General features: G+C 66.7%; 11 protein-coding genes and 3 pseudogenes. 4 read left to right on the forward strand and 10 right to left on the reverse strand.

The window, feature by feature from the left end; all coding sequences use genetic code 11:
- Positions 1–39: 39 nt before the first annotated feature.
- The 5 genes from glcE to hyi are packed head-to-tail and all read right to left on the reverse strand — an operon-like array spanning position 40 to position 5,630.
- Positions 40–1,083, reverse strand: a complete 1,044-nt coding sequence (gene glcE / locus IPK20_12040; protein ID MBK8017367.1) for a glycolate oxidase subunit GlcE — start codon at positions 1,081–1,083, stop codon at positions 40–42.
- 2 nt (positions 1,084–1,085) lie between these two features.
- The gene (locus IPK20_12045) at positions 1,086–2,579 is read right to left on the reverse strand and encodes an FAD-binding protein (GenBank protein ID MBK8017368.1); all 1,494 of its coding nucleotides are present in this window, start codon (positions 2,577–2,579) and stop codon (positions 1,086–1,088) included.
- 1 nt (position 2,580) lies between these two features.
- The gene (locus IPK20_12050) at positions 2,581–3,846 is read right to left on the reverse strand and encodes a glycerate kinase (GenBank protein MBK8017369.1); all 1,266 of its coding nucleotides are present in this window, start codon (positions 3,844–3,846) and stop codon (positions 2,581–2,583) included.
- Between the two features lie 47 nt (positions 3,847–3,893).
- Positions 3,894–4,814, reverse strand: a complete 921-nt coding sequence (locus tag IPK20_12055; protein ID MBK8017370.1) for a DMT family transporter — start codon at positions 4,812–4,814, stop codon at positions 3,894–3,896.
- 39 nt (positions 4,815–4,853) lie between these two features.
- Entirely contained in the window at positions 4,854–5,630 is a 777-nt protein-coding gene (hyi, locus tag IPK20_12060) for a hydroxypyruvate isomerase (protein ID MBK8017371.1), read from the reverse strand.
- A 302-nt stretch (positions 5,631–5,932) separates the two neighbouring features.
- Between hyi and IPK20_12065 the strand changes: the two genes are divergently transcribed.
- From IPK20_12065 to IPK20_12080, 4 genes and pseudogenes are all read left to right on the forward strand, one after another.
- Positions 5,933–6,379 (forward strand): nuclear transport factor 2 family protein, encoded by a 447-nt coding sequence (locus IPK20_12065; protein ID MBK8017372.1) that lies wholly within the window; start codon positions 5,933–5,935, stop codon positions 6,377–6,379.
- A gap of 508 nt (positions 6,380–6,887) precedes the next feature.
- Positions 6,888–8,266 (forward strand): annotated as a pseudogene (locus IPK20_12070) (von Willebrand factor type A domain-containing protein).
- 270 nt (positions 8,267–8,536) lie between these two features.
- Positions 8,537–9,440: pseudogene (locus tag IPK20_12075) on the forward strand (MoxR family ATPase).
- Positions 9,413–10,602 (forward strand): annotated as a pseudogene (locus IPK20_12080) (VWA domain-containing protein). Before IPK20_12075 ends, IPK20_12080 begins: the two co-directional pseudogenes overlap by 28 nt.
- A gap of 1,136 nt (positions 10,603–11,738) precedes the next feature.
- Here the strand turns inward: IPK20_12080 and IPK20_12085 are convergent.
- From IPK20_12085 to IPK20_12105, 5 genes are all read right to left on the reverse strand, one after another.
- On the reverse strand, positions 11,739–11,960 hold the full coding sequence (locus tag IPK20_12085) for a hypothetical protein (GenBank protein ID MBK8017373.1): 222 nt from the start codon (positions 11,958–11,960) through the stop codon (positions 11,739–11,741).
- A gap of 168 nt (positions 11,961–12,128) precedes the next feature.
- Complete coding sequence (locus IPK20_12090; GenBank protein MBK8017374.1) at positions 12,129–13,277, reverse strand: EAL domain-containing protein; 1,149 nt, start codon at positions 13,275–13,277, stop codon at positions 12,129–12,131.
- Positions 13,226–13,411, reverse strand: coding sequence for a GGDEF domain-containing protein (locus IPK20_12095; protein MBK8017375.1), 186 nt, complete (start codon positions 13,409–13,411; stop codon positions 13,226–13,228). The genes IPK20_12090 and IPK20_12095 overlap by 52 nt, the downstream gene beginning before the upstream one ends.
- A gap of 327 nt (positions 13,412–13,738) precedes the next feature.
- Positions 13,739–14,344, reverse strand: coding sequence for a PAS domain S-box protein (locus tag IPK20_12100; protein MBK8017376.1), 606 nt, complete (start codon positions 14,342–14,344; stop codon positions 13,739–13,741).
- A complete protein-coding gene (locus tag IPK20_12105) occupies positions 14,278–14,829 on the reverse strand; it encodes a PAS domain-containing protein (GenBank protein MBK8017377.1) in 552 nt (183 codons plus the stop codon). The genes IPK20_12100 and IPK20_12105 overlap by 67 nt, the downstream gene beginning before the upstream one ends.
- Between the last annotated feature and the right edge of the window lie 6 nt (positions 14,830–14,835).

A 14,835-nucleotide genomic window follows, 5' to 3' on the forward strand; every position in this document is an offset into this window, starting at 1 on the left:
CGTGAATGGCTGCGTTGCATCGCATGCACGCGTTCATTCTCAGAACTCTGTGTGGATGCGGTGGCGGCCGAAGGTCGATGTGGGATCGATCGACCGCTTGAGCTTCTCGTGCAGGATGAGCACCGGCGGGGCGAGACGCTGGATGCCGCGTGACTTTTCGCCGCCACGATAGAGCGTGGCGTGACCACCCGCCCCGGCTGCCGCCGCATGCGCGCGATCATGGTCCAGGTCGGCGGCGATCCAGCGAAGCGCGCCGTTCCACTCCAGGAGTTGCGGACCCAGGGCCACGGGCGCTGTCGTGCTCTTGATGGACAGGCGCCACAACGTCGACGCGCCCGCGAAGAACGGGTGCGTCTGGTCACGGAGCGATGCCCAGAAGGCCTCTGCCTCGGCGAGCGGGTCTCCGCCCATTTTCGCGCGTCCGGCATCGACCGCGGCTTTGGCGCCGGACAGCCTGACCGTCAGCCTGCCGTCGACGTGACACGATGCCGAGATGGGCAGGGGCTGTGCAGCCCAGCGGTTGATGCGGTCGATGGCCTGCGCTTCGTCCAGGTCGAACTGGAGGGTCGCCTCGGTCTCCGGAACCGGGAGGACCTTGAGGGACACCTCGGTGATCAGCGCCAGGGTGCCGAACGAGCCGGCGATGAGGCGCGACAGATCGTAGCCGGCGACGTTCTTCATGACCTGTCCGCCGAACGACAGATCCTGGCCCGCGGAATCGACGATGCGCATGCCCAGCACGAAGTCACGTGCGGAGCCCGCGGCGGCCCGTCGCGGACCGGAGAACCCCGCGCCGACGACGCCACCGATGGTCGAGGCCGGACCGAATCGCGGGGGCTCGAACGCGAGCATCTGCCCGCTCGCAGCGAGCGTCGATTCGACGTCCTCGAGCGGCGTTCCCGCCCGGGCCGTCAGCACGAGTTCGGCCGGATCGTAGTCCACGATGCCGGCGTAGCCGCGAGTGTCGAGGATGTCGCCTTCCAGCGCGACACCGTAGAAATCCTTGGTGCCGCCGCCGCGGACGCGCAAGCAACGGCCCTGCGAGGATGCCGCGCGAACGGCCTCCGTGAACTGTTCGATCATGGTCAGAAGCGGGGAATGTCGGGGAAGCGTTCCTGCCCGCGGCGCACGTGCATCATGCCGAACTCGGCGCAGCGGTGGAGCGTGGGCACGCCCTTGCCCGGATTGAGCAGGCCCCGTTCGTCGAAGGCGCGCTTGACCGCGTGGAACGTCAGCAATTCTTCGGGCGCGAACTGCACGCACATCTCGTTGATCTTCTCGACTCCCACGCCGTGCTCGCCGGTGACGGTGCCGCCCGCCTCGACGCACAGCGTGAGAATGCGGGAGCCGAACTTCGCAGCCTGTTCCGCCTGGCCCGGCTTGTTCGCGTCGAACATGATGAGCGGATGCAGATTGCCGTCGCCGGCGTGGAAGACGTTGGGGCAGGACAAGCCGAACTCCTTTGACAGCGCTTCGATGCCGCTCAGCACGGCCGCGAGCTTGCGCTTGGGAATCGTGCCGTCCATGCAGTAGTAGTCAGGCATGATCCGGCCCACGGCGGGGAAAGCGGCCTTGCGCCCTGACCAGAACTTCAGCCGTTCGGTTTCATCCCTGGACAGGCGGATCTCCGTGGCGCCGCTTGCGCGCATCACGGCTTCCATGCGTTCGATCTCGGCGGCGACCTCCTCGGGCGTACCGTCGGACTCGCACAACAGGATCGCTTCGGCATCCAGCGGATAACCCGCCCGCACGAACTGCTCCACCGCCTGCGTGGCGAGCTTGTCCATCATTTCGAGACCGGCGGGAATGATGCCTGCTGCAATGATGTTCGCCACCGCCGCGCCGGCTTTCTCGAGCGAGTCGAAGCACGCCAGCACCACGCGCGCGAGCTGAGGCTTGGGCAGCAGTTTCACGGTGATCTCGGTCACCACGCCCAGCATTCCTTCGGAGCCGATGATGAGGGCAAGCAGGTCGAGGCCCGCGGCGTCGAGTCCGTCTCCGCCCAGTTCCATCACTTCGCCTTCGATGGTGACGAAACGCACCTTGAGCACGTTGTGAACGGTGAGGCCGTACTTGAGGCAGTGCACGCCGCCCGAGTTCTCGGCGATGTTGCCGCCGATGGAGCAGGCGATCTGGCTGGAGGGGTCCGGCGCGTAGTAGAGACCGTGAACGGCGGTGGCTTCGGAGATCGCGAGATTGCGCACGCCCGGTTGAACGCGGGCGATCCGCGCCACGGGGTCGATCTCCAGGATGCTTTTCATCTTGGACAGGCCCAGCGTCACGCCCTGCTCGTGCGGCAGCGCGCCGCCCGAGAGTCCGGTACCCGCGCCACGTGCCACGACCGGGACTTTCAGCTCGTGACATACCTTGAGAACCGCCTGAACCTGCGCTTCGTTCTCAGGCAGCGTCACCGCGAGAGGCACCTTGCGGTACGCGGACAGACCGTCGCACTCGTAGGGCCTGGTTTCCTCCGGCGTGACGAGCAGGCAGTGCTCCGGCAGCACCTGCCGCAGACGGCTGACCAGCTGACCGGCGTCGGTGCTGAACTGGGTGTCGGGGAGAGTTTCGGGTTTGCCCATGTCAGCTCTCGATGAGGATGGCGCGGAAGTCGTTCACGTTGGTGAGCGTCGGGCCGGTGACCACACCGTCACCCAGCGCCTCGAAGAAGCCGTGCCCGTCATTATCGGCAAGGCGTGCCTTGGCGTCCACGCCGGCAGCGGCTGCCCGCGCCAGGGTGTCCGGCGTCACGATGGCGCCTGCCGTTTCCTCCGCACCGTCGATGCCGTCGGTGTCGCCCGCCAGCGCATGGACGCCCGGCGCGCCATCCAGCGCCACCGCGAGCGCCAGGAGGAATTCCACGTTGCGTCCGCCCCGGCCCTTTCCCCGCACCGTGACAGTGGTCTCGCCGCCGGAAAGCAGCACGCAGGGCGCGGGGACAGGCTGACGGTGCCGGAGCACCTGCCGTGCAATTCCCGCGTGAACCATGGCGACGTCGCGGGATTCGCCTTCAAGCGCGTCGCCCAGGATCATCGCCGCACAGCCGGCGTCCCGGGCAACGGCCGCCGCCGCTTCCAGCGCCATCTGCGGCGTGGCGATCATGTGTGTTTCGCACCGCGCGAGCCGGGAATCGCCGGGTTTGGGTGTTTCCTCTTCGGCTGCGTGCAGGTGCTCGAGAACCGAGGCGGGTTCCGTGATGCCGTACTTGCGCAGGATGGCCAGTGCATCGGCGAAGGTCGTGCGATCGGCGATGGTCGGTCCGGAGGCGATGACGGCGGGGTCGTCCCCCGGCACGTCCGAAATGGTGAGCGTCACCACCCGCGCCGGAGCTGCGGCCGCGGCGAGGCGGCCTCCCTTGATGGCGGACAGGTGCTTTCTCACGCAGTTCATTTCGGTAATGTTGGCGCCGCTCTTGAGCAGCGCGCGATTGATCGCCTGCTTGTCCTGCAGCGTCAGGCCGGACGCCGGCAGGGTGAGCAGCGCCGAACCGCCACCGGAGATGAGGCACAGGACGAGATCGTCGGCCGTCAGCCCCTGCACCAGACCCAGGATCCGCTCGGCGGCCTCGCGGCCCGCGAGATCCGGTACGGGATGGGCTGCCTCCACGATCTCGATGGAACGGGTCGGCACCCGGTGTCCGTAGCGCGTGACCACGAGACCCTCCAGCGGGCCGTTCCAGTGGTCTTCCACCGCTTTGGCCATGGCCGCGGACGCCTTGCCCGCGCCGATGACGAGGGTACGGCCCTTGGGCGGCTCGGGCAGGTGCGCCGGAATACAGACGTCCGGCATGGCGGAGGCGATGGCCGCGTCGAACATGCGGCGCAGAAGGTCACGTGGTTCGTGCGACATGGGGCAGCAGGCGTAGTCCGGCAAAGGGGCGTTAGCTTACACGCCGTTCAGTCCCCCGCCGCAGGCCGCTCGCCTTCATCCCTTGCCGACATGTAGATCCCCGCGAGCAGCAGCGCGAAACCCGCGAGTTGCGCCGGCGACGCCGATTCTCCGAACAGGAGCCAGGCCAGCACGGCCGCTCCGACCGGCTCGCCCAGAATGGCCATGGCCACCACGGGGGCCGGCAGGCGCCGGACCGCCCAGTTGAACGTGGTGTGACCGATGAGCTGCGGACCCGCCGCGAGCGCCAGAAGGAGACCGTAGGCGAGCCACGTCAGTCCGAACAGCGCCTGTCGCGTGACGGCTGCGAAGAGAAGGAGGGCGACGGCTGACGATCCGTACGCGATCCAGATGTAGGCGGTGAGGGACAGGTGATTCCTGACGCGGCGGCCGATGAGGAGATAGGCCGAGGCTGCCAGGGCTCCGGCCAGCGCGAGCAGATTTCCGAGCATCGCGTTCGGGCTGGCACCCGCACCGTTCGCCTCTGCAAAAAAGACCACCAGCCCCCCCGCCATCCCCAGGCCGATCCCGAGAACTGCACGCCGCCCGACGGGTTCCCGCATCCACAGCCATGCCGCGAGACCGACCCAGATGGGATTGGTCGTCACCAGCACGGCGCTGGCAGCCACCGAGGTGTATTCGAGAGAACTGATCCACGTCGCGAAGTGGACGGCCAGCACGAGGCCGGAACCCACCGCGAAAAGAACGGCCCGCCGGTCCGCCACTGCGATCTCGCGTCTCGCGCGCGGCCACGCATAGGGCGTCAACAGCGCCGTGGCGAAGGCGAGGCGGAGGGCAGCGATGGCCGTGGAACTGGCGCCCTCCTGATGCGCGTACCGGATCAGGATCGACGCCGTCGACACCACCAGCACACCCGCCGCGAGCACGGCGTGGGGCAGCCAGGCGGGCGCGTTGCGGCGATCCGTCATCGGCGCCGCTTGCGGCGGAGGGCCATCGCTTTGTTCCGGTCAGAGATAGGGGCGCATCCAGCCCAGGCCATCCTCGGTGCGGCCGGCCGGGCGGTATTCGCAGCCGATCCAACCCGTGTACCCGACCTTGTCGATATGGCGGAAGAGGAAGTCGTAGTTGATTTCGCCGGTGCCGGGTTCGTGGCGTCCGGGCGTGTCCGCGAGTTGCATATGGCCGATCTTCGCGAGATGTTTCTCGATGGTGGGTGCGAGGTCGCCTTCCATGATCTGCATGTGGTAGATGTCGTACTGGAAGCGCAGGTTGGGCACGCTCGCGTAGTGCATCACGTCGAACGCCTGGTCGGACGTGTTGAGGTAGAAGCCGGGGATGTCGCGCGTGTTGATGGCTTCGATGAGGATCTCCAGACCCGCCTTGGCCGCCTCCGCGCCTGCATAGCGGAGGCTCTGGAGATAGGTTTCGCGCATGGTTTCCTCCCCCACGCCGCGCGGCTTCAGGCCCGCCATCACGTGCAGCCGCTTGACCCCCAGCACCTTGGCGTATTCGAGCGACTTGCCCACGCCGTCCTTGAACTCGCCGGCTCGCGCCGGATCGCATGCGAGGCCGCGATCGCCCGCGGCGAAATCGCCCGGCGGCATGTTGAACAGCACCATCTCCAGACGATGGCGGTCCAGTTCGTCCCGGATCTGCTGCGGCTGGAAGTCGTAGGGGAAGAGGAACTCGACACCCTTGAATCCGGCCCTTGCCGCCGCGCCGAATCGCTCCAGGAACGGCACCTCGTTGAACATCATGGACAGGTTGGCATTGAACTTCGGCATGACAGTCTCCGGAGGCGGGAAGCGGACCGCAATTATGGCCGATCGGTCCCCGGTTCCGGCAGCGCGTACACGGGGAGAACTTGCAGAGCGCCGAATCGCAATGCCTGTCGTGCGGTCTCGTCCAGGTGATCGGCGATATCATCGATCCGTCGTTTGCACTCGTGGGACCGCGCGCACCGCGGACATTGCCGGCTCACCCAAGACGAGTGCGTCGACCTGGTTGCCGGAAATGCCAGGGGAGGTCGGATTCACCCCTTCGCCAGATCTTTCGCACCAGCCGTCACCTTTTCGAGGAGCAACCCATGGTTCGAATCGTCCTTGCCGTTCTGGTCTCGCTATGGACCACGTATGCCGTTGCAGGTCCTCGCGAAGACGCGCTCGCGCTGTACGAGAAGTTTTTCGAGTACTTCCGGACGGACAACCACGATCAGATCATGACCGTGTTCTCCGACGACGTGCTGTTCATCGGCACCATCTCTCCCGATCTGGTCACCGATCCCGCCGGTGTACGCGAGTACTTCGTGCGGGCACTGTCGGGTACGCGCGGCACGGTCAAGTCCAATGTGTTCGAGATCACGGCCACGCAACTCACCGAGGATGTGGTTCTGACCACTGCCCGCTGGCAGTCCGAGCGCACGCTGGACGGAAAGATGACCACCAACGGCCCGTCGCGCAATTCCTCGGTGCTGCACAAGCGCGGCGACCGGTGGTACATCGTGCAGTTCCACAACTCGTGGAAGCCGAAGTGATGGGCCTGGACCAACTTGGCGGCGGGGTCGGGAGGTGCGCCGAAGAGCGGCCCGGGTAAATGGTCGGATCCGGCGCGCGCGGTCGCGCCAATCAATCGGACCATCCCTGACCCCGTTTGCGTTTCTCCTCCGTTTCAGTGACCGGGCAAGCACTTTCCGTCACCGATCAGGAGAATCGACATGCACGTTTCCCGCACCGCCGCGGCGGTGGTTCTGACCCTTCTTCTGGCCGCCTGCGCCAGAGTTCCTCAGGAAAAAGCGGGCGAAACCCCCACAGGGCCCACGTCGGGCAAGCCTGACGTCGAGGCACCGTTTCCGGCGATCCTGCCCGCGGAATCCGTTGGCGCGAATCGTCCGTTGTCCGAGGCCTCACCTGTATCGCCACCTGCACCCGCTCGAGAGGCGGAGAGCGGGCGGCTCCTCGCACGCCACGGCCGGCACGCTGGCGGCCGTGCGGCAGTTCCAGGCCGGCCACGCCGACGTCGGCAAGCGCGAAAAGGCGGCGTCCATCGTCCACTCGGCACCCGCCGAGGCGGCCTACCCGGAGGTCGACGAATTCCGGGAGCGGTATCAATCGTTGAACGACAACCCCGTGCATCGGGTTGCCGAAACGCCGGTGTCCACCTTCAGCATCGATGTGGATACCGGCAGCTACAGCAACGTGCGCCGCATGCTCTCCGCGGGGCAGTTGCCGCCGCCGGACGCCGTGCGTGTCGAGGAGATGGTCAACTATTTCCCCTACGACTATGCCGCGCCAGCCGACGCGAGCCCCTTCGCCGTGCACACGGAGCTGGCGCCGTCGCCCTGGAACGCGGGCAACGTGATCCTGCGCGTGGCGATCAAGGGGCGCGACCAGGCCAAGGAGACGCTGCCGCCGGCGAATCTGGTCTTCCTTGTCGACGTGTCCGGATCGATGCACTCCCCGGACAAGCTGCCCTTGCTGCAGTCCTCCTCAAGCTGCTGGTGAACGAGCTGCGAGACCGCGACCGCATCACGCTCGTCACCTACGCGGGCCAGACCGCCGTCGTTCTCCGCCCACGCCCGGCAGCGAGCGCGCACGCATCGCGGCCGCCATCGATGCGCTGACGGCCGGAGGCAGCACGGCGGGCGCCAGCGGCTGGCATCGACCTTGCGGCCCAAACGGCGCAGCGACCTTCATTCCGGCGGCATCAACCGCATCCTGCTGGCCACCGATGGCGACCAACGTGGGTGTCACGGACTTCCGGCAGTTGAAGGCGATGGTGGGAGAAACCGCAAGTCGGGTGTAGCGCTGACCACACTCAGCTTCCGGGACGGGCAACTACGAGCAGCTGACAGAGCGGCTGGCGGATGCCCGAGACGACGGCGCGTACTCTACGTCGACAACCTGATGGAAGGGCACAAGGTGCTCGTCAACGAGACCAAACCTCACGCTCGCCACCATCGCGCGCGACGTCAAGGTGCAGATCGAGTTCAACCCGACCACAGTACAGGAGTACCGTCGATCAGGCCACGAGAACCGGGCGCTGCAGCGCGAGGATTTCAACAACGACCGCGTGGATGCAGGCGACATCGGCGCGGGGCGCACCGACGGCACTGTACGAACGCACGCTCGCCGGGGCCCGGGGCCTCATCGACGGAAGCGCTATGGCCCTCGCGACGCGGCGCCCGCGCCGGCCAGGCCGACGAACTCGCGCACTTGAAGCTGCGGTACCAAGGAACCCGGGGGGCGTCAGGCCAGCAGAAGCTGGAACTCACGGTATCGCGCGCTCCGTTCGTGCCGTGGCACAAGCGAGCGGCGAGTTCCGCTACGCGATGGCGGTCCGGGTTTCGACAGCTGTTGCGCGGTGGCCGTTACACGGAACCTGGAGCCTTGCCGACGCCCGGCACTGGCCGGGGTGGAATAATTGAGGATCGCTTCCGGGTATCGCCAGATTCCTGCGCATGGTGGATGGGGCGGTCACTTGCGACCGGAAGACCAGGTGGCGCGTCGTCGGCAACGACCCGCGTGGTAGCGAAAAGCCGGGGACGGATCGAAGCATCCCGGTCGTCCGTCAACCGCCAGGTGCGCGCGACCATCCACGCGAGGGGTCACGCCAGGGGCAAGTCCGGTCCGACGGTGCCCGGGCCCACATGTTGTACCCTGAGGGCTGTCTCCCACCCGCTCCCCCTTCTCCCATGCGGCTCACCGGCGGCACCGGACCCTACGTCGCCACCGACGATCTCACGTGGCCGTCAACGCGACCATCACCCGCTGGAAGCACCCGCTGCTCGTCAGGCGGGCCGGAACCGGCAAGACGATGTTGGCGCTGGAAGTCGCAAGCGCGCTGGGACGCCCGCTACTCAGTGGCACGTCAAGTCCACGGCCCAAGGCGCAGCAAGGGCTGTACAGGGAAGTACGACGCGGTGTCGCGCCTGCGCGATTCGCAGCTCGGCGATACGCGTGTGCACGACATCGCCAACTACATCAAGCGCGGCCCGGTCTGGGGAAGCCTTCGATGCGGCATACCCCGGCAGTGCTGCTGATCGACGAAGATCGACAAGGCCGACATCAAAGTTCCCCAACGATCTGCTGCGCGAACTGGACCGCATGGAGTTCTACGTCTACGAGACGCAGCAGCTCGTGAAAGGCGCGGCATCGGGAGGCCATCATCATCACCTCCAACAACGAAAAGGGCTGCCGGATGCCTTCCTGCGCCGCTGCTTCTTCCACCATCCCGCTTTCCCCGACCGCGAGACGATGGAGCGCGTCGTCGAGTCCACTATCCCGGTCTCAAGCGCACGCTGCTGGAAAAGGCGCTCACCGTCTTCTTCGAGTTCCGCGACGTGCCGGGCTTGAAGAAGAAACCCTCGACCTCGAACTGCTGGACTGGCTGAAGCTGCTCGTTGCCGAGGACATTCCCGCAGGGCACTGCACAGCCAGGACCAGGGCTGATCGTTCCGCCGTTGCACGGGGCGCTGCTCAGAACGAGCAGGATGTCCACCTGTTCGGCGCCTCGAGTTCGTGGCGAACGGCGTTCGTTTTCGCTTGGGCCGTCGTTCCGCGAGCGGGCCATACTCATCGATTTCTTCATCAAGCTGAAGGAAGGCGGGTTGCCGGTGTCGGTGAAGGGAATACCTCACCCTCATGCCCGGCATCACGGCGGAACTGCCGAGCTACAACGTGGAGGGGTTCTACTACCTCGCCCGACGGGGCCTGCCCCTCGTGAAGGACGGGTTTAATCCAACGACGACAAGTTCAACCGGGTGTTCGCCGAGTACTTCAAGGGTATCGCGCAGATCCCCGACCCGCGGGATGCTGTAACCGTGCTACCGGAAGAGCTGCGCAAGCAGGCGAGGAACTGCTCCTGTCGGACGGGGACAAGGCGGCCATCGAATCCCTGGGCGGATTAGGAAAAGCTCATGGAGACGCTGCGCAAGCGCCTCGAGGAAAGGGGGCCGTCACCAGGGCGGTTCCAAGTGGATCGGCACGGCCGGTACCTCGCCCTTCGGCGCCTACGGCTACAACCCGGAGGGCGTGCGCATCGGCCAGGACGGCTCGCGCAACCGCCGCGCCGTGAAGGTGTGGGACGAGCGGCAGTACCGCAACCTCGACGACACCGTGGAGCTGGGCACACGCAACATCAAGGTGGCGCTGAAGCGGCTGCGGCGATTCGCGCGGGAAGGGCGGCCGACGAACTGGATCTCGACGACACGGTGCGCTCCACCACCCGCAACGCGGGCTGGCTGGTCATCAAAGATAGTGCCGGAGCGCCACAACGCGGCGTGAAGGTGCTGCTGTTCCTGGACGTGGGCAGTTCCGTGGACGACCACGTGAAGGTGTGCGAGAAGCTCTTCTCCGCGGCGCGCGCCGAGTTCAAGCACATGGAGTACTTCTACTTCCACAATTTCGTCTACGGAGAGATTGGAAGGACAACCGGCACCGCCGCAACGGCGAGCGCTTTTCCCATGCTGCGGCTACGCCTTACTGCCTACGCCCACGACCACTAACGAGCGATCTTCGTCGGCGATGCCACCGCCAACACGGACAGAGATCGCCTATCGGGCGGATCCATCGAGCACCACAACGAGGAAGCGGGAGCGGTGTGGCTGCAGCAGGTGCTGGACGTCTATCCCAAGACCGTCTGGCTGAATCGCAGCCGGAAGACCGCTGGGACTACTACGACTCGATCAAGCTCACGCGCCAGTTGATGGGCGAGCGGATGTTCCCCCTCACGCTGGAAGGGGGCTCGACCGGGCGATGAAGGATCTGACGCGGTAGCGCCGATTCGGGGAACGCACGCGTACCGCGCCGCCAGTTCCACGAACGCACGGCACGACGCCTGCGCGTCGAAAGCCGGCCAGAGTTCTTCCTCGAGGATCTCCGCAACGCGCGGTGCGAACTTGCTGCACGGGAAGCGTCCAGGAACAGCAGCCGCGATCGTCTCGCGAGCACGTCTTCCACGGGCGCGCGTGCTCCTCACGCGCAGCGAAGCGCACCATGCCCTCCAGTCAGCCCCAGGGGCGAGTTCGGACTTCGGTCCGGGCGGTGCGGCTACGCGGTGCATCGGCGCCGTACGAGGTGCAGACCGGGTGCTTCGGTGATCGAACCCGACCGCTCGATCAGCCGTGCAAGCGAAGGGCTGCCGTCCCGCCTGCGGGGCGCGGGCGAAAGCCGGCATCGGTGCATCGCTGCAGCACGTCTTCCCGCCATCGAGCGATAGGTCGTCCATTTTCGCCCATGACGCTGACGAGACCGGAGCGGTCCACGTGCACGGTGCTCGCGCGACACGGACTTTGTCGCGGCGCCGGACGGCGCGGCAGGCTTCACTGGGGCGCAGCTGACCCACAGAGCGCACGTCGTGGCGCTGCGGCGAGTCGTACCAGGACGGATGCGGCCTCGCGGAGAACAGAAGTCGACTTCGGCGGAGTCTGCCTCCGGCTCCTGGGGTGCGGAGGACGCAGCCACGTCAGTCGTCCCGAGCAGCACGCGTCCCAGCCGGGAATCGCGAAGAGCACGCGGCCCGTCCGCGGTGCGCGGCAGCTGGCACAGGCGTGATCGCCCTGAAGAAACGATCGGTCGACGACAAGATGCGTGCCACGGCTGGGGACCACCAGATCCGTTTCGTTCGAGGCGTCAGATGCCGGATCGCATCCACCCAGACCCCGTGGCGTTGATCACGCAGCGGCTTTTGCAGGCGAAGACGGCGGCTCGTTTCGGCATCCTCCGCCACGATGCCTGCGATGCGGCCGCCCTCCCGCAGGAGTTCCACCGCCCGGCAGTGATTGAGGGCCGCCGCACCTTCTGGCTCATCGCCGTGCGGAGCCGGGGCAGCGCCAGGCGCGCATCCTCGAACTGGCCATCCCCGGTAACGCACGGCAGCCGCAGGCCCCTCCGTCTTCAGCGCGGGAATGCAGGACCGTGCCGCGGCGGCGTCAGCGTGTCGGTCCGATGGATGGCGGCTTCTCCAGCCAGGCGGTCGTAGAGACCCAGCCCGACCCGGTAGAACCAGCGATCGAACAGCGCGCCACGCGCAATCACGTAGAGTGGCAGGACGAAGGGCAGGGGCTGCGCAAGATGCGGCGCGTTGCCCATGATGACCGTGCGTTCGCGCAGCGCCACCTCGCACGAGGGCCAGGTTCCCCTGGGCAGGTAGCCGGACCCCGCCGTGCAGCAACGGTGGCTCGCGAGGACGTGCCGGCCGCGAAGTCGCGTGCTTCGACCAGTGCCACGGAGAATCCCCGTTGCGCGGCATCCAGCGCGATGCCCGGGCCGTGGCGCCTCCGCCGATCACGACGACATCCACTGCGCGCCGGCTGAACCGGCGCAGCGTCTGCCGTGCGGTGGCTCACGCGCCGAAATTGAGCTGCCGCGGCGCAGGTAGCGACGCGCGATCTCGTCCGCCGGTACGGGCTTGCTGAAGAGAAAGCCCTGATACTCGTCGCAGCCCAGACGCTTGAGGGTAGACGGCTGCGCGAGATTCTCGACCCCTTCCGCAGTGACGCGGAGGTTGAGGCTGTGGGCCATCCCACGATGGTGGCCACGATGACGTCGCTGCCCTTGTCGAGTCGACATCGCGCACGAAGGAACAGTCGATCTTGAGCGTGTCGATGGGCAACTGCCGAGTGTCGCGAGCGGTACCCGTGCCGAAGTCGTCCACCGCCAGGCGCGTGCCAACTTCCCCAACCTGCGGAACGCCTGGATGCTCTCGTCCGCCGACTGCCACAGCACGGACTCGGTCATCTCGAGCTCCAGCCACATCGGATCGAGCCCGGTGCGCGCGAGGATGCGCTGCACGGCACGCGCGAACTCGTTGGGCTGGTGGAACTGGCGGGCAGAGACGTTGACGGCCACCCGCAGGGCGGGATAACCGGCGTCCTGCCACGCCTTGTTCTGTTCGCAGGCGGCGCGCAGGGCCCAGGCCCCGATGGGCTCGATGAGGCCGGTCTCCTCCGCCACTTCGATGAACGTGGCCGGTGCGACGAGGCCCTTGACCGGATGCTTCCAGCGCAGCAGGGCTTCCACACCCGCGATCCGGCCGGTGGCGATGTCGATCTGCGGCTGGTAGTGCAGCACGAACTCGTCCCGGTTGAGCGCAAGCCGCAGCGCGTTCTCCAGATCGTGCCGCTCCACCGCGCGGATGTTCATCTCGCGCGAGAAGAACTGGTAGTTGCGCCGCCCCTTCTCCTTGGCGTGGTACATCGCCGTGTCCGCGTTCTTCATGAGCGTGGCGGCATCCTCGGCATCGTCCGGAAAGATGCTGATGCCGATCGAGCAGGACGTGTTGAGGGTGTGCGCCCGGACCTCCACGGGCCGTGCAAGGGCCGCGGTGATCTTGTCCGCCACGTGGGCGGCATCCTCCGCCTGTTGCAGGCCTTCGAGCGTGATCACGAACTCGTCGCCACCCAGCCGTGCCAGGGTGTCACCTTGCGGATGCACGTCTGCATCCGCGTGGCGACCTCCTTCAGCAGCAGGTCGCCGACATCGTGGCCCAGGGAATCGTTGATGTTCTTGAAGCGGTCGAGATCGATGAACATCAGCGCCAGGGATTCGCGGTTTCGCCGTGAGTTCACCAGCCCCTGCTCCAGACGATCCTGGAGCAGCAGCCGGTTGGGCAGGCCGGTCAGCGCATCGCGCGTCGCCAGCTGGCTGATGCGTTCCTCCGCGGCCTTGCGGTCCGTGATGTCCCGCGCTGTCCCGCGTTGCCCGACCGCGCGGCCCGCTTCGTCCCCGCATGGCTACCGCGTTCACGCTCACCCAGACGATGGACCCGCTGCGGGTGAGAGCGTTGTGTGCCCCAGATCGCCCTTAGGAACCGTCCGGCCGCACATGGTCGTCCAGCCACAGCGAAACCCGCTCGTTCTCGCCTGCGGGCATGAGATCGGCAGGCCGCCGCCCGATCAGTTCGGTGTTCGCGTAGCCGAGCACGTTGCGGACCCGCGGCGAGAGGTACGTATAGGCGCCATGGGCGTCCTGTTCCCACACGAATTCGCTCGCGGCTTCCGCGAAGTCGCGGAACCGGCATTCGCGCTCTCGCGCAACTGTTCCTCGACAGTCTTGAGATCCGTGATATCCCGGCCGACGCCCCGGTATCCCTTGAAGGCGCCGCCGGCATCGAACACGGGTTCGCCACTGGACAGGCCCCAGCGGCCGGTCTTGCGGGAGCGGAGCACGAGGTCCCGGAACGGCCGCCGGGCATCCAGTGTGGCGCGGTGGTCCCGCATCGCCTGATCCGATGGCCAGTCGAATTCGGCTTCGAAACGGGTCCGGCCGATGAGCTCCGAACCGGTCTCGACCATGTGGCCGGCCGCGCTATCGGACGAATAGGTGTAGCGGTAGCGGTCGTCCTGCTCCCAGTACCAGTCCGCCGACAGTTCCGTCAGGCTGCGGAATCGCTGCTCGCTCTCGCGCAGGCGCTCTTCGGTCGCATTCTTGCCGGTCACGTCGAAGAGAACCAGAAGAATGTAGCGTTTGCCGTCCGGTGCCGTGATAGCGGTCTTGCGCACGAGCATCCACCGGATCGAGTCGTGGATGCGATAAGGGACGCTCGTGAGGTCACGGGCCCGTCTCCGCGCAACGCCGCCTGGTCGGTGGAGAGGAAATAGGTGGCGTCTTCGCGGGTGAAGAAATCGAAGTCCGTGCGGCCCACGATCCGGTCGAGCGGCCGTTCGAAGAACTCCACGAAAGACGGATTGGCCTCCACGTAGCGGTGCTGGCCATCCTTCAGCAGCACAGGGCTCGGGATGGCGTCGATCAGGGCCTTGAGGAATCCGCGCGACTGGGCAATCTCGTGCTCCGCCTGCTTCATCACGGTGACGTCGCGGCCCGCCACGGTACCCGGCGAACCGGCCCGATTCGTCCAGCACCGGCTCGCCGCTGATCGACACGTGGCGGTGTCGCCCATGTTGAGGCGCGTCAGCATCAGATCGCGGAACGATTCGCGCCGGGCCATGGCCGAATCGTGACGCTGCCTTTCCTCGTCGGTCACCACGCAAGG

Source organism: Betaproteobacteria bacterium (genome assembly GCA_016713305.1).
Lineage (GTDB): Bacteria > Pseudomonadota > Gammaproteobacteria > Burkholderiales.